The 19,385-nt window shown below is 44.4% G+C and carries 18 protein-coding genes; all 18 read right to left on the minus strand.

Annotated elements, in window-relative coordinates:
• Positions 1-336, minus strand: coding sequence for an urease subunit beta (locus AACW75_RS08175; protein WP_145570562.1), 336 nt, complete (start codon positions 334-336; stop codon positions 1-3).
• 11 nt (positions 337-347) lie between these two features.
• Positions 348-650 carry an urease subunit gamma gene (ureA, locus tag AACW75_RS08180; RefSeq protein WP_004735119.1) on the minus strand — a complete coding sequence of 101 codons (303 nt, stop codon included), beginning with the start codon at positions 648-650 and terminating at the stop codon, positions 348-350.
• Between the two features lie 133 nt (positions 651-783).
• Positions 784-1,731: an urease accessory protein UreD gene (locus tag AACW75_RS08185; RefSeq protein WP_145570560.1), complete on the minus strand. Its 948-nt coding sequence runs from the start codon at positions 1,729-1,731 to the stop codon at positions 784-786.
• Positions 1,728-2,423 carry an urea ABC transporter ATP-binding subunit UrtE gene (urtE, locus tag AACW75_RS08190; protein WP_010440573.1) on the minus strand — a complete coding sequence of 232 codons (696 nt, stop codon included), beginning with the start codon at positions 2,421-2,423 and terminating at the stop codon, positions 1,728-1,730. Before urtE ends, AACW75_RS08185 begins: the two co-directional genes overlap by 4 nt.
• A 1-nt stretch (position 2,424) precedes the next feature.
• The gene (gene urtD, locus AACW75_RS08195; protein ID WP_145570558.1) at positions 2,425-3,267 is read right to left on the minus strand and encodes an urea ABC transporter ATP-binding protein UrtD; all 843 of its coding nucleotides are present in this window, start codon (positions 3,265-3,267) and stop codon (positions 2,425-2,427) included.
• Entirely contained in the window at positions 3,264-4,445 is a 1,182-nt protein-coding gene (urtC, locus tag AACW75_RS08200; protein ID WP_145570556.1) for an urea ABC transporter permease subunit UrtC, read from the minus strand. The genes urtD and urtC overlap by 4 nt, the downstream gene beginning before the upstream one ends.
• 10 nt (positions 4,446-4,455) lie before the next feature.
• Positions 4,456-6,084: an urea ABC transporter permease subunit UrtB gene (gene urtB, locus AACW75_RS08205; RefSeq protein WP_145570554.1), complete on the minus strand. Its 1,629-nt coding sequence runs from the start codon at positions 6,082-6,084 to the stop codon at positions 4,456-4,458.
• A 250-nt stretch (positions 6,085-6,334) separates the two neighbouring features.
• Positions 6,335-7,621, minus strand: a complete 1,287-nt coding sequence (urtA, locus tag AACW75_RS08210; RefSeq protein ID WP_145565961.1) for an urea ABC transporter substrate-binding protein — start codon at positions 7,619-7,621, stop codon at positions 6,335-6,337.
• A 294-nt stretch (positions 7,622-7,915) separates the two neighbouring features.
• A complete protein-coding gene (locus AACW75_RS08215) occupies positions 7,916-8,143 on the minus strand; it encodes a zinc ribbon domain-containing protein (protein WP_135455546.1) in 228 nt (75 codons plus the stop codon).
• Positions 8,144-8,186: 43 nt separating this feature from the next.
• Positions 8,187-9,188 (minus strand): sensor domain-containing diguanylate cyclase, encoded by a 1,002-nt coding sequence (locus AACW75_RS08220; protein ID WP_237297705.1) that lies wholly within the window; start codon positions 9,186-9,188, stop codon positions 8,187-8,189.
• A 288-nt stretch (positions 9,189-9,476) separates the two neighbouring features.
• Positions 9,477-10,397, minus strand: a complete 921-nt coding sequence (locus tag AACW75_RS08225; protein WP_445329517.1) for an alanyl-tRNA editing protein — start codon at positions 10,395-10,397, stop codon at positions 9,477-9,479.
• A gap of 133 nt (positions 10,398-10,530) precedes the next feature.
• Positions 10,531-12,012 (minus strand): ribosome biogenesis GTPase Der, encoded by a 1,482-nt coding sequence (der, locus tag AACW75_RS08230; protein WP_102550960.1) that lies wholly within the window; start codon positions 12,010-12,012, stop codon positions 10,531-10,533.
• Between the two features lie 158 nt (positions 12,013-12,170).
• Entirely contained in the window at positions 12,171-13,331 is a 1,161-nt protein-coding gene (gene bamB / locus AACW75_RS08235; protein ID WP_017084409.1) for an outer membrane protein assembly factor BamB, read from the minus strand.
• A gap of 10 nt (positions 13,332-13,341) precedes the next feature.
• A complete protein-coding gene (locus AACW75_RS08240; protein ID WP_004735106.1) occupies positions 13,342-13,956 on the minus strand; it encodes a YfgM family protein in 615 nt (204 codons plus the stop codon).
• A 79-nt stretch (positions 13,957-14,035) separates the two neighbouring features.
• Positions 14,036-15,304 (minus strand): histidine--tRNA ligase, encoded by a 1,269-nt coding sequence (gene hisS, locus AACW75_RS08245; RefSeq protein ID WP_145570550.1) that lies wholly within the window; start codon positions 15,302-15,304, stop codon positions 14,036-14,038.
• Between the two features lie 70 nt (positions 15,305-15,374).
• Entirely contained in the window at positions 15,375-16,496 is a 1,122-nt protein-coding gene (gene ispG / locus AACW75_RS08250; protein ID WP_017074118.1) for a flavodoxin-dependent (E)-4-hydroxy-3-methylbut-2-enyl-diphosphate synthase, read from the minus strand.
• Positions 16,497-16,503: 7 nt separating this feature from the next.
• Entirely contained in the window at positions 16,504-17,439 is a 936-nt protein-coding gene (gene rodZ / locus AACW75_RS08255) for a cytoskeleton protein RodZ (protein ID WP_145570548.1), read from the minus strand.
• 439 nt (positions 17,440-17,878) lie between these two features.
• Positions 17,879-19,021, minus strand: a complete 1,143-nt coding sequence (locus AACW75_RS08260) for a bifunctional tRNA (adenosine(37)-C2)-methyltransferase TrmG/ribosomal RNA large subunit methyltransferase RlmN (RefSeq protein ID WP_135455555.1) — start codon at positions 19,019-19,021, stop codon at positions 17,879-17,881.
• Positions 19,022-19,385: the final 364 nt, after the last annotated feature.

The raw sequence follows: 19,385 nt of genomic DNA on the forward strand, positions 1-19,385 counted from the left end.
TTAGAGCTTGCCCATCACCTTTCCTTGGAAGCCGTAAATTTCTAACTTACCGGCATAACGTACTAACTCGACGCTACGCGACTGACCCGGCTCGAATCGAGTTGCAGTGCCCGCAGGGATATTGAGTCGAAAGCCTTTAGTGGCTTCTCGGTCAAAGATCAGCGAAGGGTTTGCTTCATAGAAGTGGTAATGAGAGCCAATTTGAATAGGACGATCGCCAATATTTTGAACTTTAACTGACGTTGTCTCTCGACCTTCATTTAAGGTGATGTCACCGGGAGCGGTTTCTACTTTGCCGGGAACGAATCCTGAGTATTTTTTTGTGGAACCAGCCATCTTACTTCTCCCTACACGATAGGTTCATGAACGGTCACCAACTTGGTGCCATCAGGAAAAGTGGCTTCGACTTGTACATCAGGGATCATGGAAGGGATCCCCTCCATAACGTCATCGACAGTAAGAAGTGTGCGTCCAAAATCCATCAACTCTGAAACGGTTTTACCCTCGCGGGCACCTTCGAGAATGGCACTGCTGATCAGTGCAATAGATTCTGGATAGTTGAGTTTTAAGCCTTTTTGTTTGCGCTGCTGTGCCAGCATTCCTGCGCAGAAGATAAGTAGCTTATCTTTTTCTCTTGGTGTTAATTCCATTTAGCCGCCCGCTGTTAGTGTTGTTTTCTTAGTGCTCAAAAACGCATGAGCAGTAAGTGGGATTCAAACACAGCAAGCTTTAAAAAATGTACCGAGGGCCGGAAGTCGCCCTCGGTACAAAAAGGGCTAATCGCTAAGTCGCCCAAATCCTTGGTAAATCAGGAGTCGTACCACATAAATGAGAGCGAGTTGCTTGCCATATCTGACCAAAGGCCTGGAGGATGTCTTCACTCCAATACCCCAAGGCTCGCACCACAATCAATCCCTCTATTTGCGTCGCACCCATTATTAATGTGGGCTCATTCGGCATTTTCGATGTAACTGATTGCTGTGAAGCTTGCTGTGTAATAGATAAGAGCAAGCTCTGTACCAACTCTAAATCTTGCTTCTCATTTGACGTAATATAAAAGGTACCCATCATTGAAAAATCGAGTAACCCCATATTTATCATGAGCTTATCGCCACCATGAAAATTAAAACCTTCGGTGAGAAGCCTTTGATTATCAAGATAGATTTCCGTTTTCCCAACAAGGTGACCATGCTCAAATCCCTCATTCTGTGCAGGTCGCCCAAAACAGTGCATCTCCCAACCCCAAAACTGTGCACCCTTTTCTAGCCGAATTTCAGTGTCTAAACGTACGTGTGCATTAGGGAAAAAAATGTTCTCTTGCGGCATCCATTCTAAGCGTGCATCTTTCTTCACTCGCAGTGTCTGCTTCTGCTTGGCGTACTTATTATTAGAACGATAAAACTTAGTGGCACCGGGTGTCGTAATCAGCGTATGAGCGCCACTTTCTATGGTCGCTTCAATGTTGAGAGTGTCACCACCTACTACTCCGCCGGGGGGATGGAGTAAATAGGTGTGACACGTTTCCCCATCAGGATACAAGGGGCGTTGCACCGCAAGCGGACCAGACTGCTGACGATTCTTTAAAACGGTTTTATCACCACGGTCGACAAAGGTGAGGTTTAAGCTCGCCTGCCAACCGTCTCGAATATCTTGTTCAATGGTTTCATTCAGAGACAAAGCCTCGGCTAAAGAAGCGTCCCTTTCTTCGCTCAAAGAAAATAAAGCACTCATACGGTCAGGTACTCCTTGATCAAGGATTCATTAAGCCCTTTCATTTCTCCTTCCGCGACCTGACGTCCACGGTCAAGAATGCAGAAGCGATCACCAACCTTGCGAGCAAACGGCAGCTTCTGTTCAACCAACAGAACCGTAAGTCCCATCTTCTCATTGAGCATGCGAATGATGTCGCCAATCTCTTGCACAATATTGGGCTGAATACCCTCGGTCGGTTCATCCAAGATCAATAGCTTTGGATTAACCACTAGCGCACGACCAATCGCAAGCTGTTGCTGCTGACCACCGGATAAGTCGCCACCGCGACGATGCAGCATCTCTTTTAATACTGGGAAGATATCGAAGATGAACTCTGGGATCTTACGGTCACCCTTGTCGCGAATCGGCAAACCTACTTCTAGATTTTCTTGCACAGTAAGCATCGGAAAGATCTGACGGCCTTGCGGCACATAACCGATTCCTTGGCGAGCACGATCTTCGGCATCGGTTTTCAAAAGCGATTCACCCGATAACGAAATGTCACCACTTTTGACTTTAACTAGCCCCATGATGCATTGCAGAAGAGTCGTTTTACCAACGCCATTGCGTCCCATCAATACCGTGCATTTGCCTTCTGGGATCTGCATGTCTAAATCCCACAATGTGTGGCTCTCACCGTAATATTGATTAACTGATTTAACCTCTAGCATCCTATTCTCCGAGATAAACTTGTTTAACTTCAGGGTGAGCTTGCACTTGATCCATGGTGCCTTCGGCCAACACGTGACCTTGATGAAGTACGGTGACATGGCTAGCGATTGAACGAACGAAATCCATATCGTGTTCAACAACGACTACAGAGTGTTTGCCTGCCAGTGAGTTAAGTAACTCTGATGTACGATCCATCTCTTGGTGAGTCATACCTGCAACGGGCTCATCCACCAGTAACAGCTTGGGATTTTGCATCAATAACATGCCGATCTCCAACCACTGCTTTTGCCCATGTGACAGATTGCCTGACAAATTCGCTGCTTCATCTTTTAAATGAATCAGCTCAAGCACAGAGGTCAGTTTGTCTTTCTGCTCACCAGACATCACCGCAGTGAAAGTAGACCAAACAGAGCGGTCACCGGCCATGGCTAATTCAAGGTTTTGCCAAACGGTTAGACATTCAATCACGGTCGGTTTTTGAAACTTACGCCCAACGCCTGCATTGGCAATTTCAGCTTCGTTCATCTTCAATAAGTTGATGTTCGAGCCTAACCACACATCACCAGTATCTGGCTTTGTTTTACCCGTGATGATGTCCATCATGGTGGTTTTACCCGCGCCATTAGGACCGATGATGCAGCGCAGTTCGCCTTCTTTGATATAAAGATTGAGGTCGTTTATCGCTTGGAAACCATCGAAGCTTTTGTTAACGCCTTCCACGTACAACAACACGTTATGACGGGTATCGATGGCGGGATGAACATCAGGCTTGAGGTAATCAAAGACTTCGTCTCGGCGAGTGAAGGCTTGAACCGATTCCTTAACGTTATTAAATGTGGTCATGCGATCACCTCCTTGTTTTCTGACTGATCATCCTTATCTGATTTTCCTTGTCCCTTGCCTCGTGAACCTGACGCCTTACGCAGTAGTTGCCATTTCTCGCTAACAAAGCCAATCACACCTTGTGGGAAGTACATGGTCGAAAGTACGAATAGACCACCTAGGGCGAAAAGCCACACCTCAGGGAATTCAACCGTAAACCAACTCTTGGCGTAGTTGATGATCAGCGCCCCAACGATAGCGCCAAACAGAGTGGCACGACCGCCCAAAGCAACCCAAACCACTATCTCAATCGAGTTAAGAGGAGCAAACTCACCAGGGTTAATGATGCCGACTTGAGGAACATATAACGCACCGGCAATACCAGCGATAACCGCTGAAAGAACGAAGACCCACAACTTGATACCATCGACGTCATAACCCATGAATCGAGTGCGAGATTCGGTATCACGAATCGCTAGAGCCACTCGACCTAAGCGGCTTGTCACCACCATGCGACACGCAATGTAACTTAGGATGAGCGAGATGCCAGTCGCGACAAACAGGCCAATCTTGACTGCATCACTCTGCAAGCTCAGGCCGATGATGTCTTTGAAATCCGTCAGTCCGTTGTTACCACCAAAGCCCATTTCGTTGCGGAAAAACGCCAGCATTAATGCGTAAGTTAACGCTTGAGTCATGATAGAAAGATACACCCCTGACACTCGAGAACGGAAAGCTAAATAACCGAACAAATAAGCCAATGCGCCCGGCACCAACACCACCATCAGACAAGCAAACCAGAACTGATCGAAGCCCTGCCAGAACCATGGCAACACCGACCAATCGAGAAACACCATGAAATCTGGTAGGACTGGATCACCATATACCCCACGGTCACCAATCTGGCGCATTAAGTACATGCCCATGGCATAGCCACCAAGCGCGAAGAAAGCACCATGGCCTAGGCTCAAGATCCCGAGGTAACCCCACACAAGATCGAGCGCCAACGCCAACATTGCGTAACTCAGGTATTTGCCCATTAATGAGATTGTAAAAGTCTCAACATGAAGCGGGTGTCCACTTGGCAACATGGTGTTAGCCAGTGGAATAAGAATCACGGCCGCAAGAATGGCAAGGATGGTCAGTTGACCACCTTTGTCACCACGCATCGCCGAAAGTACAAATGATTTAGACTGCATGATGTTGTCCTTAACCTTCAGCCGCACGGCCACGTTGCGGGAACAGTCCGCGTGGACGTTTTTGAATAAACAGAATGATGAAAACCAGTACTAGGATCTTGGCGAGAACCGCACCAGCCCATGGTTCTAAAATCTTATTAAATAAGCCAAGGCTGAGCCCTGCGACTAGTGTGCCCCATAAGTTGCCAACCCCGCCAAACACCACCACCATGAAAGAATCAATGATGTACGCCTGCCCCATATTTGGGCCAACGTTAGTCAGTTGAGAAAGCGCTACACCCGCAACACCTGCGACGCCAGAGCCTAAACCGAAGGTCATCGCATCAACACGTTCCGATCGAATCCCCATCGCACGAGCCATGCCACGGTTTTGAGAAACCGCACGAACCTGCAAGCCAAGTGGTGTCTTTTTCAGAACCATCAGTAAGCCCATAAACACCAAACCACAGAATAGAATGATGTAAAGGCGGTTATAGGTTAGGGACAACATTGGATTCAATTGAAGCGCACCAGACATCCATTCAGGTGTGCTCACTGAGCGGTTCAAAGGAGAGAAAATAGAACGAACGGCTTGCTGCAAGATCAAGCTGATACCAAAGGTAGCGAGCAAGGTTTCTAATGGACGCCCATAAAGGTGACGAATCACGCTTCGCTCAATCGCAATACCCACTATGCCAGAAACGATGAATGCTGCAGGAATAGAAAGTATCAGCGCTAAACCAATATGATTCGGCATCAGAAGTTGCAATACATAGGTGGTGTAAGCGCCAATCATGATCAGCTCACCATGAGCCATGTTGATAACGCCCATCACACCGAAGGTGATCGCTAAGCCAATACCCGCTAGTACCAATACCGAACCTAAACTCAAGCCAAAGAATACGGTTTCAACACCTGAGTACAGAGCTTGGCTTTGTTGATAATCGTCCATGGCACGTTCTGCTGCTGCGGTGATGCTTGGCTCTTGTTCAGTGTTAAGCAGTTGATTGAGTGTTTTCAGAACCACTGAATGTTTGAAGTCACCCACTCGTTCAATCGACGTTACTCGAGCTTCAGTTGTTACACGGTTATCAAGCGACGTAAAAACAGCTAACGATAAGTCGATTAACTCAGTCACCTTGTCATCAGTCTCACTTTTTCTAAGTTCAGCTAAGCGACCGATAATTGCAGCGTCTTTAGTCCCCAGTAGATCCAAAACCGCTTGATAACGCACATCTGAGTTACTGCTGTTTAATCCAATTGAGGCAATTTCGCCACGTAAGATCCCGCGAAGTTTGTTGTTTACGCGAACCTTTTTAAACAGCTTGGCATTATCGATATTAAGCGTTGAATCATCCCATACAGACTGAGCTGAAATGGCTGTTTTGGTGTTTTGAATGAGATAGAGCTGTTTATGATGTTCGGTTTTTTTATCATTGAAGTAATAGAGATTTCCGTTTAACCATCCATCTAAAATAGCCTTCGACACGTCTTCCGTTTGTGTCTCAATGATCCAATCAATGGCTAGCTCTTTATCCGATGTTTTTTTACCAACTAGCGCCTTGGTAAAGCTAGCTTCATCTGTTATTCCAGCAAAAGCCAACTGAGCACTGACCGCCATGAGCAACAGCGCCTTAAATACGTTTAATACGTTCTTCATCCCTGCTTCCTTAACCAACAAGTTAGATATTGTTATTTTTTACTTGGTGGATGTGTGGATAGTTGTTGTGACTTGAAACTAACTTGAGCCTTCTCTTTCGTTACGCCCCTATGCAGAAGCGCTCTTTCCTAAAGAGAAGGCTCAATGTTCATAGCTAGTAGTGACTGGGAATAGCTAATACCCAGTAGCTGATAACTAATAACTGATAACTAATAACTAATAACTAATAACCAGCTAAGAGCGAATAACTCTAGTTACCGCCAGAACACTTTTTAGTTTCAACGTTGAACGCACCACATGAAAATGGCTTAGACCAACTAGAGAATAGTTTTGCTGATTCCGGTAAGTAGTTAGACCAAGCATCACCCGCCACTAGGCCTGTGGTTTCCCACACGATATCAAACTGGCCATCATCTTGAATTTCACCAATCAGTACCGGTTTAGTTATGTGGTGGTTTGGTAGCATGGTTGAGTAGCCACCAGATAGGTTAGGAACAGACACACCAATCAAAGCATCTTGCACCGCTTCAGCGTCGGTTGTACCCGCATTTGTTACGGCTTGAACCCACATATTGAAACCAATATAGTGTGCTTCCATCGGGTCATTCGTTACGCGTTTGTCACTCTTAATGAATGACTGCCATGTTTCAACGAACTCTTCATTGACTTCAGTATCAACGCTCATGAAATAGTTCCATGCCGCTAAGTGACCCACAAGAGGTTCAGTATCCATACCCGATAGCTCTTCTTCGCCAACCGAGAATGCAATAACAGGGATGTCTTCAGATGAAACACCTTGAGCACCAAGCTCTTTATAGAAAGGAACGTTTGCATCGCCATTTACAGTAGAGACAACGGCGGTTTTCTTGCCTGCTTCACCAAACTTCTTGATGTCTGAAACAATAGATTGCCAATCAGAGTGACCAAACGGCGTGTAATTGATCATGATGTCTTCTTCTGCGACACCTTTACCTTTCAGGTATGCCTCTAAGATCTTATTCGTCGTACGTGGATAAACGTAATCTGTACCCGCGAGAACCCAGCGTTCCACTTCCAGTTCATCCATTAAGTAATCAACGGCAGGAATCGCTTGCTGGTTTGGCGCAGCGCCAGTGTAGAAAACGTTTTTAGAAGACTCTTCACCTTCATACTGTACTGGATAGAAAAGGATGCTGTTTAGCTCTTCAAAAACAGGCAACATGGATTTACGTGAGACCGATGTCCAACCTCCGAACACCACATCCACTTTTTCTTTCTCGATAAGCTCACGCGCTTTTTCTGCAAACAAAGGCCAGTTGGAAGCAGGGTCAACAACCACAGGTTCCAACTTCTTACCAAGCAAGCCGCCTTTTTTGTTCTGCTCGTCGATGAGCATAAGAACGGTATCTTTTAGGGTTGTTTCACTGATCGCCATGGTGCCTGACAATGAATGTAGAACGCCGACCTTAATAGTATCGTCAGCCGCAAGCACTGTTGCAGAAGAAAATGAAAGTGTTGTACACAGTGCAGCTAGCGATAAATTGAACACCTTGTTCATGATTGTTACTCCATAATTGTATTTTTGTTATTCAATTACAGAGTTACAAGAAGAGTGCCAAACTTAAAATATTATTAACAAAGTTTTAAGTAATTGTATTTATTAATACTTTAATCAAGTTAACACCAATGCAGTGCATAGCAACAAGGTCACGATGTTTCATGCTGGTGCAGCAATGATAAGAATGAACCAAGATGACACAAACGTATTCGTCAGATCCAAAAAAGACCCAATATCTTCATATTGAGCCTCTAATAAACATCACAAATTGTCGTCCAGCCATACCGCTACAGATTAATAGGCTTGTTGAAATTCGAACTTTACTCTTGACTTAGATTTAAGTTCATTACAATCAGCATTACAAAAATAGTTCGCTGCACCACAAGCTTGAAGCTTCTCTAATTGGCTACTGCATTCAGGACAAAAACCAATTTTTTCAAAATGAGCTTGGCAACTTTCACAATGGTATTTACCATCCCAGCTAAGCTCTGACTGGCATTTAGGGCAGATATTTTCACTCATAGGAAATCCTAACTGTTACTTTTCAGTTCTGACAATCAATCTACTATTTCTGCGCCTTGGCTTGCTTGATTTGATACATGCTTTTATCAGCTGAAGCAATCAACGGACCAAGTCCTTGAGGCTCTCTTTCACAAGCAAGCCCAACACTGACTGAAAACTGAACGCCATTGATGTAGAGAGCTTGATCCAACGATTGTTCTAAGTTGTGATAAAAGTCTGACACTTTTTCTTCTGTATCAAAGCAAGAAAACACCACAAACTCATCGCCACCGTAGCGGCCAATCTTGGCACATGCCGTGGTTGCCTCGTCGAGAACTCTTGCAACGGTCAACAAAATATCATCACCAAAACTGTGGCCGAACGTATCATTGATCGACTTGAACTTATCGACGTCGACAAACAGACATGCCATCACTTTGTCCGCAAAACATCGTTTAACTAAAATATTCTTAGCTTCACTTAATAATGCTCGACGATTCAAACAATGTGTCAGAGAGTCATAACTAGCAAAAAAGTTGAGTTGATTCTCTAGCTCGTATTTCTCGAGTGCTACCGAATACAAAGAAGCAAGTAACTCTAAGATCTCTAATTCAAATTCATGAGGTTCAGAAATACATCGACTATAAATAGCGAATGTACCCAACACATGACCATGCGAAGAAATAATTGGCACCGACCAACAAGCATGTAAGTTGGCTTGATTGGTCAAGGCTAAGAAAGGAGCCCAATTTGGATGTGTATTAACATCAGAGATCATCACAGCTTTCTTAAGCGCTGCTGCCTCTCCACAAGAACCAATACCCACACCAATCCCAACGCCTTCTATCTGCTGATTATAAAAATCTGGCAAGTTAGGCGCACATTCGAGGTGCAACGTATTCGACTCTGAGTTGAGCAGTAATATTGATGCCATACGCTGCCCAAAAAGCTGCTCTGTAAGCTGAATAATCTTCTGGTTTAAATCTTTACGATCCATTCCAAGAGCTAGCTTTCGAAGCAAACTGTTGACTGCTCGATGACCTTCTAATAAAAATTTTTGTTCCATTCACTAAAGCTTTCAATTGTGTATTTGAGTGCAGCTTGTTCTTATGCAAGCTTCTATTGGTTAATAATAACACACTAAATAACCACAACACACAATCGAAGATCATAGGTTGATCTTTTGCTTTATCTATTTTGATCAGCGATCTACCCCAAAAAGAATATTTATATCACCACACACCGAAAGCATAAGTTACATGTGCTGCATTTCAATTTTAAATGGTCATTTATATTGAAAGTGACATGATTAACCAGAATAAACAGAATAAGTAATTTCGATCTGTAACCTGAATTATCGAATTACATGCGTCAGCATTTCAATATGCTGGTCATCTAACTGGGTTAACTTAACCGATAATACCTTAAGCTCTGACGTATTCTCGATGTGAGTACCACCACAAGGAATAGACACTAAAGTGTCGCTATCCAACTGCCACTCCCAATAGCGAGAGTCTGTTAATGCCTCACCTTCCAGTCTCATTGCTACTGGCGTCGAATCTGCGAACCAACCTGTAATCATCTGGTTGATGTCGGCTTCAATACCATCAAGATTGGTTAGCATATCTGCTACGTTCAAGCCGCGCTTCTTCAGGGTTTTGCCTAAACGATACTTATCGGTACACAGATCTGGAGTCACAAAGCTAGTCACTTGTGCGTAGCTATTGAAGTCATAACTGCCGAGCGGATCTTTTCTATCCGCATCTTTGCGCCAATAACTCTCAGCCAATACTTTATTTAAAGCTAAGAAAGCGATGTGTCCTGCACTATGCCCACGACTCAGGCTTGCTTGGTATTCTTTATCAACCGACAACTCGACTTTATCGTTAATGTTAATCATAGAAGCTGATGCAGGCAGTTGGTGAACAACCACAAACACCCACCCTTCCGTATCACGCTTAACAGGAATATCTGCTGCGATACAAAGTTTGCCAGTGGATTGTTCTATTGCACCAACAAGGCTGTCTTCAACCTGATATTGCGCGTCCCCCACACTCACAAAACCTTTATCCGCAGGGTGATCGGGCCAAATATGGCTCACAGGATGAAAAGGGGTCGTATCAGTAATCAGGTAAGTTTTAGTCGTGTCATTTTCAACATACATCACCTTAGCGTTGAGTTGCCAAGTTTGATGGCAAAATTGAGTGATGGTTGGTGTGATGACTGTTGTTGCTGTAATGGATGTCGCCGGTGTCATTGAATCGCTAGTGGTCATATCGTTCTTCTTTTGGAATCGAGTTTTATTCGTTAACCCATAATAGATATAGATCCAATTTTTATGGATCAACTCAAATTTTACTTAAAAAAATACCCGAGACAGGCTCGGGTATCAAATCAATTGGAAAGGTTTACTTACGACCTTTAACCATGGTCATCATACGCTTACGTTTACGTTCTTGAGAAATTGTCAGCTTGGTTGTCTTAGCTTCAAATGGGTTCTCGCTGTTCTGGAATTGAATGCGAATAGGTGTACCCATAATCTCTAGTGAACGACGATAGTAGTTCATCAAGAATCGTTTGTATGAATCTGGCAAGTTGCGAACTTGGTTACCGTGGATAACGATAATCGGTGGGTTGTAGCCACCAGCGTGCGCGTATTTCAATTTCACACGACGGCCACGAACCATAGGTGGTTGGTGATCATCAGTCGCCATCTTCATGATACGAGTCAGTACAGAAGTACCAACACGCGTTGTCGCTGACTTGTAAGCTTCTTGAACAGATTCAAACAAGTGACCAACACCTGTACCGTGAAGTGCAGAGATAAAGTGAATACGTGCGAAATCAACGAAACCTAAACGACGGTCTAGTTCTTTCTTAACGCGATCTTTAACATCGCTGTCTAGACCATCCCACTTGTTTACTGCAATAACAATTGAACGACCAGCATTCAACGCAAAGCCTAACAAGCTTAAATCTTGATCAGAGATGTTGTCTCGAGCATCAATAAGCAGCAATACAACGTTAGCATCTTCAATTGCTTTCAGTGTTTTAACCACTGAGAACTTCTCTACTGTTTCGTTGATATTTTTACGACGACGAACACCTGCAGTATCGATTAGAACGTATTCACGCTCATCACGCTGCATTGGAATATAAATAGAGTCACGAGTTGTACCTGGCATATCGTAAACAACAACACGTTCTTCACCAAGAATACGGTTAGTTAGTGTTGATTTACCAACGTTAGGACGGCCAATGATCGCTAGCTTGATTGGTTGATCTTGAAGACGCTTGAATTCTTCTTCCGCTTCTTCTTCAGTGAAATCAACTTGCTCTTCTTCTTCGTCTTCAAACTCAGTCAAATCGCTTACTTCGCCATTCTCAGCTTTTAGAGCTTCCGCGAACGGGTTAAGAGCAAGGTCAATCAACGCTGTTACACCACGACCGTGCGCTGCAGCGATTTGGTACATGTCTTCTACGCCTAGTTGCCAGAAATCAGCACTTGCAGCATCAGGGTCGATACCATCAACCTTGTTTACGACTAGCATTGAAGGCTTTTCTAGTTGACGAAGGTGCTTAGCAATAGCCACGTCTGAAGGTGTTAGACCCGCACGGCCATCTACCATAAATAGAACGACATCAGCTTCATCAATCGCCGCTAGCGACTGTTCAGCCATTTTAGTTTCAACACCTTCTTCGGTACCGTCGATACCACCAGTGTCAATAACAATAAAGTCATGCTCGCTAAAATGAGCATGACCGTATTTACGGTCACGCGTTAAGCCAGGGAAATCCGCAACCAATGCATCACGAGTTCGAGTCAATCGGTTAAATAACGTAGATTTACCTACATTCGGACGCCCTACTAGAGCAACAACAGGTACCATAACAACCTCTACAATTTCTTCTCTAAATGTAGTTATAGGTAAGCACTTGATCGCAAGTTTAAACTCTTACCTATAACCACACGGTTTATTAATTCATAACAATAAAACGGCTCCTAGCTGTTACCAACCAGGAGCCGACTGTGAATTGTATCACGCTTTTATTGGCTAATCGTTAGTTTCTTTACATCGCCATTGCGAGTCGTCACTAAGTAGCCTTCAGGCATTTCAATTGGCGCAACCGCAAAGCCGCTATCATCGACGAGCTGTTGAGCAACAAACTCACCCGATGAACGATCTAACCAGTGCAGATAACCTTCTGTATCACCCACAACTACATAACCATTAATAATAGCAGGTGCTGTCAGTAAGCGGTTTTCTAACAATGGAGTGCTCCAAAGTTCAGTACCACTACGCGCATCAACCGCAACCACATGGTCTTTGTCGGTAACAACGAACAAACGGCTACCATCACTCGCTAAATCAATCGCTGACGAGTAGTTACGCTTCCAAATTGGCTTACCAGAACGAAGATCGATAGCGATTAGCTGACCATTGATACCTACGGTATACAGGGTTCCGCCAAGAACAATCGGTGATGCATCAACATCAACCAAGCGATCGATTTCCGTTGCACCTTTTGGTGTGCCTACTGGCTGTTGCCAAATAAGCTGACCACGGTCAACAATAGCGGCTGCTAAACGACCATTTGCAGTCCCCCAGAATACACCACCAGAAACCGCAACAGGCGAGCTATCGCCACGAAGTGTTAGGCTTGGAACTTCAGTGCTAATCGTCCATTTTTGTTCGCCGCTTTCTTGATCTAACGCGATCAACATACCGCGACTGGTATGAACAATAACCATGTTGCTTTCAGTTGCTGGGGATGCAAGCACCTCACCATTCACTGATACACGCCACAGCTCTTCACCGGTTGATTCATCCATCGCGATCACTTCGCCATTTTCAGAACCAACAAATACTTTGCCGTAAGCCGCCGTTAAGCCACCCGATAAACGAGCCAGTACTTCTTTCTCAAGATCGACTTTCCACAGCTCTTTACCGGTTTCAGGGTCAAGCGCTTTAACCATACCTTCACGGCTCGCAACAAACACTTTGTCGTAAGCCAATTCTGGCGTTAGTTTTGAAAAGTAGTGGCCAACACCATCACCAACCGACGTAGACCATTCCTGACTAGGAGTGAACTCGCTATTTACTGTTGGTACTGGCGCCATGATTACGGTGTCTTCTTCACCCGCACAGCCAGCCAATAGGCCAAGAGCAATCGCACACAACGCCGCTTTTGGAAACATCTTCTTCATTCAAAGCGCCTTATTTAGCTAGGTCGTCAAGTTTGATTTGAAGCGTTTGGCTCGCATCAGCTGCTTGTTGTGCTTCAGAGTAAGCACTGTAAGCCGCATCTGTATCGCCTTTACGAAGTGAGATATCACCACGCAGTTCAGCAACACGGCCAGTCCAAGATTCGTCAGTCATCGCTTCAAGATCAGTCAATGCTGCGTCAAATTCACCTTGCTCAGCTTTGATACGTGCAGCACGGTAAGTCAGTAGTGGCGTAAGTGCCGCATCCTTAGTTGCCGATTTTGCCCACTCAAGCTGTTCAAGTGCAGCTGCAAGGTCACCCGCTTGAACTTGCGCTTTTGCTAATTGCATAGCAGCAAGTACAGAGTATTCAGCGTCTTTGTTAGCGTCGATAAAAGCTTGAATATCAGATTGAGCATCAACGCCCTTAGCATCAAGAGCTGAAATTACAGAGGTGTAGCCTTCTGAAGCGACTTCACGCGCTTCAACGACTGAATCTTGGTAATAGCGCCAGCCAAATAGACCGCCTAAACCAATAACTGCACCAAAGATTACGGCTTTACCGTTCTCTTTCCACCAATCTTTAATGGCTTCAACTTGTTGCTCTTCGCTATCGTAAAGTTCCACTTCCTGTCCTCTTTAATTCTTTAAACGCCAGCATAGTGCTGACGTTGATATTCATGATGAGCGTTTGCTCAATGGCTAATTAGATTAGCGCAGCAACTTTCTCTGCAACTTCCGTTTGAGACACGGTTTCTTGCTCGCCGCCAACCAGATCTTTTAGCACAACTGTATTGTCAGCAACTTCGTTCTCACCAAGTACCAGCGCCACAACAGCACCTACTTTGTCAGCACGTTTGAATTGCTTCTTGAAGTTACCACCACCGAAGTGGTTCATTACACGTACGCCTTCAACGGTATCGCGTAATTGATTCGCTAACTGCATGCCTGCGATCATAGTACCTTCGCCAGCAGCAACCACGTATACGTCAACGCTACGGCGAACTTCTGTTAGCTCTAGCGTTTCCATCATAAGAACCAGACGCTCTAGACCCATAGCGAAGCCAACAGCATCGGTTGCTTTGCCGCCTAGTTGCTCAACAAGACCATCGTAACGACCGCCGCCACAAACTGTACCTTGAGCACCAAGACTGTCAGTGATCCACTCAAATACTGTGCGGTTGTAGTAATCTAGGCCACGTACTAGACGCTCATTAACTTGGTATTCGATACCAACAGCGTCAAGAAGTTCACACAAACCAGCAAAATGTTGCTTCGATTCTTCACCTAAATATTCAGATAGTCGAGGTGCGTCACCTAAGATAGCTTGAACATCAGGGTTCTTAGTATCAAGTACACGTAATGGGTTAGTGTGCATGCGACGTTTGCAGTCTTCATCTAACACATCAATGTGTTGCTCAAGGAAAGCCACTAACGCTGTACGGTAGCTCACACGATCTTCTTGAGAACCGATTGAGTTCAGCTCGAGGCGAACGTGTTTATCGATACCTAGCTCACGCCATAGACGTGCCGTCATCATAATAAGCTCAGCGTCTACGTCTGGACCGTCTAGGCCAAACACCTCAACGCCACATTGGTGGAATTGACGGTAACGACCTTTTTGAGGTCGCTCGTGACGGAACATTGGACCCATGTACCATAGGCGCTGTTCATCACGGTTGATAAGGCTGTTTTGAATACATGAACGTACACAACCAGCGGTACCTTCTGGACGCAGCGTTAGGCTATCGCCATTGCGGTCATCAAAGGTGTACATCTCTTTAGAAACAACGTCTGTCTCTTCACCAACCGCACGGCTAAATAGGTTTGTTTCTTCAACGATAGGCATACGTACTTCGTTGTAACCGTAGGCACTCACCACGCTTTTAACTGCGCTTTCTACTTTCTGCCACAGTGGTGATTGAGTTGGAAGGCAGTCGTTCATGCCTCGAATTGCTTGGATATTTTTAGCCACAGTATTTATTCCGTAATTTCTCACGACCAGGTGTAGGTTCGAATAGACAAAAACACCTCATCGCGTTTTATTAATCTTCTAAGTTTTCTACGTCAATGCGATTTGCTTTATCAAGCACCGATGCTTTAGCTCGGATCCTTGCTTCAAGCTTGTCGACAAGATCATTGTTATCAAAACGCTCTTTCTGACGCTTGCCATCTTCGTAGAAGGCACTCTTACGTGCACTACCCGCAAGGCCTAAGTGAGACACTTCAGCTTCACCAGGGCCGTTAACGACACAACCGATGATTGAGACGTCCATTGGAGTCACTATGTCTTCTAAGCGTTCTTCAAGGGCGTTAACGGTGTTGATAACATCGAATTCTTGGCGAGAACAGCTCGGACACGCAATGAAGTTGATGCCACGTGAGCGAATGCGCAAAGATTTAAGAATATCAAAGCCAACTTTAATTTCTTCAACAGGATCAGCCGCTAACGAGATACGCAGCGTATCACCGATACCTTCAGACAATAACATGCCTAAGCCTACAGCTGACTTCACAGAACCGGCACGAGCACCGCCCGCTTCAGTAATACCAAGGTGAAGAGGTTGATCAATCTGTTTAGCCAGCAAACGGTAAGAACCTACGGCTAGAAATACATCAGAAGCCTTAACGCTGACTTTAAATTGATCAAAGTTCAGACGGTCTAAGATATCTACGTGACGCATTGCTGATTCAACAAGCGCTTCGGCTGTTGGCTCTGTGTATTTCTCTTGGATCTCTTTTTCAAGAGAGCCACCGTTAACACCAATACGAATCGGAATATTCATATCGCGAGCACAATCAACAACTGAGCGGATACGACTTTCGTTACCGATGTTGCCAGGGTTGATACGCAGACAGTCCACACCATATTCAGCCACTTTAAGAGCGATACGGTAATCGAAATGGATATCAGCAACCAAAGGAATAGATACCTGCTGTTTGATTAGCTTAAACGCTTCAGCGGCATCCATAGTTGGTACAGATACGCGAACGATATCAGCGCCAACTTTTTCCAAAGCTCGAATCTGAGCAACGGTAGCGGCGACGTCTGTTGTTCTTGTGTTGGTCATGGATTGCACAGCAATAGGTGCACCATCACCGATCGGCACATCACCCACATAAATACGGGTTGATTTGCGACGAATAATAGGAGATTCGTGTTGCATATTAACTCTAAGGTAAGGTTATTCTAGCTACTTTGCCTGAAGTATACCCAGAAAGGTCGACAGGTTCACTTGCAAATGTCATCGATACGCCTTCAGGCGCACCCAGAATCACTTTATATGGTGCTGTTCCTGAAAGATTGAGTGTCTGACCTGCTTTTTTAATACCAGTAGACAAAGTCTTGCCTGAAGCATCTTTCACTTGGATCCAGCAATCTGAAGAGAACTGCATAGTTAGCTCGTTGGCGACAGATGCAGAAACCACAGTCTCAGGATCAGCCGTAACTGAGGCAACATTTTCAGACTCTTGTACTTCTTCAATGAGTTCAACTGGCTCGAGAGAACTTGAAGCTTCAGTAGCACTATCTAAAGTAAGGTCATCAGCATTTTCAGTAACAAGAGATGTCTCTGTGTTTTGATCGGCTTCAATAACTTCTAATGAAGTTAACTCAGGATCAAGCGACTCTTCTACCACTAGCTCTTCTGAGCTTTCAGTATTAATTAAAGATTGCGATAAGGTGTCTTGTTGTTGATTCTGCCACCACCACAATGAAGAGATACCCACAATAACGGCAAAGATGCTCCAAGTGAGGATCATAATGCGACTGTTGTGCTTTTCAGTTTTTGTCTTTCGAGAAAAACTCAGCATTTCTTGCTCTTGGTGTTGAGCATCACCAGTATGGTGAAGCGCATTCAAAACCACTTTCTCATCAAGATTGACGTATTTCGCGTATGAGCGAATATAGCCACGCATAAACGTCGCGACTTGATCTGTCTCGAATTGGTTTTCTTCAATTTGCTGAATCAGAGTAACGCGAAGCTTCAAGCGATCAGAGATCTGCTTTTGTGTTAAACCAAGAGATTCACGTTTGTTTTTAAGCAGAGTTCCTGCTTCCAAAGCTGGAGCAACTGTTTCTTGTGTCTGTGTATCGTGTTCTGTGTTCATAGAGTGTGAACTTCTAAAGTATTATCGTAGGCCGATGAGAGCGTTTTTTATTGTCGTTTAAGCTCAATCTAGCAACCCACTTTATGTGGAATTTTTCCTGTTACCTAAATCATCAACCCTTAAAGACGAACATCAGTCATATTGTTATGAACAATGTTCTCAGGAAGCTAGTTTATCAAGTAGCCAACCTAAATAGACATATTGATGAGGGTAACAAGCGAGCACTTAAATTAATTTAAGATTTGTTAATCATAAGCTAATGCCATTGCAAGGCAAAAACACTTTAAACAAAATTTACCGTCAGCTCATGGTTTTGTCCAAAATTTGACGAAAAATGTAAGAAAGCATGGGGAAGAAGTCCAAATTTTGGAAAACTACACGCCATAAAAGCAACAAGCCAGAAGTTATACTTCTGGCTTGTTTATATTCAAATCGCGTTTTATACCGCTTTTACTTCAATTACACCACCTGCAATCAGGTTCGCTTCTGAAGCGGCTTTCAGAATTTTGGTACGCTTGGTTCTGTCAATAACATCACCTACTAACTGGCCACATGCGGCATCAATGTCATCACCACGAGTTTTACGAACCGTTACTGTGTAGTTGTATTCCATCAACGTTTTTTGGAAGCGATCAATTCGAGAATTACTTGGCTTCTTGTAAGGCGACCCAGGGTAAGGGTTAAATGGAATCAGGTTGATCTTGCATGGCGTTTCTTTCATTAGCTCAGCAAGTTCACGAGCGTGGTCCATATCATCATTCACATGATCCAACAGAACGTACTCAACCGTTACTTTACCGCGATTCGCATTTGAAGATGCAATATAACGACGAACCGAAGCTAGGAAGTCTTGGATATCCCAACGGTCATTGATCGGCATGATTTGGCTACGCAGCGCATCGTTCGGAGCGTGGAGAGAAATAGCTAATGCTACATCGATGTTATCAGTCATTTGATCAAGACCAGATACAACACCTGAAGTTGATACCGTCACACGACGTTTAGAAAGTGAGAAGCCTAGATCATCAAGCATGATTTCCAATGATGGTATTAGGTTCTTCATGTTAAGTAGAGGCTCACCCATACCCATCATTACTACGTTCGTAATTGGGCGGCGACCTGTTTCTTTCTCTAAACCAATTTCACGTGCGGCACGCCAAATTTGACCTACGATCTCTGAAACTTTCAGATTACGGTTGAAGCCTTGTTGAGCTGTAGAGCAGAACTTACATTCAAGCGCACAACCAACTTGCGAAGATACACACAGCGTCGCACGGTCGCCATCAGGGATGTATACCGTTTCTACGTCTTGGTCACCCACTTTCATTGCCCACTTAATTGTACCGTCTGCAGAGTGCTGAGCGTCAGATACAATCGGTGCAACAATTTCACAGCGGTGCTGCAGTTTCTCGCGCAATTTTTTATTGATGTTGTTCATTTGTTCGAAGTCATCGACACCGAAGTGATAAATCCACTTCATCACTTGCTCTGCTCGAAATGCTTTCTCATTCAGTTCTTCTATGAAATATTTACGAAGACCTTTACGATCAAAATCGAGTAGATTGACTTTAGCTGTGGTCATGATGCCTCTCAATGACGGAACAATAATTAAGGGCGCGAATTGTACAGGCTTTACGCAACTTCAACAAGCACTGTAAAACCCTGTGTTTATTAAGACATTCAAACTTAAGTGATTAAAGTTCAATCACCCATATTTGAACGCTTAAATTTCACCAATTCAAAGAGAGAGCTCCCCTATTAAACTCCTTTGCCGCTATCGGGAATGACGCTAATACTCAGCAACAACTCGCCAATCATCACTACAAGAATGTGACTAACAAAAGTAGTCGTGATCCCAAAGCCGAAGAGCTAGGTATCAAGGATTTCGCTTCGATACTCCACCTGTTATTCAACAAAGTATCTAAACGAAAAAGGCCTCACCGAAG

Origin of the sequence: Vibrio sp. L3-7 (genome assembly GCF_963898195.1) — a bacterium.
Lineage (GTDB): Bacteria > Pseudomonadota > Gammaproteobacteria > Enterobacterales > Vibrionaceae > Vibrio > Vibrio echinoideorum.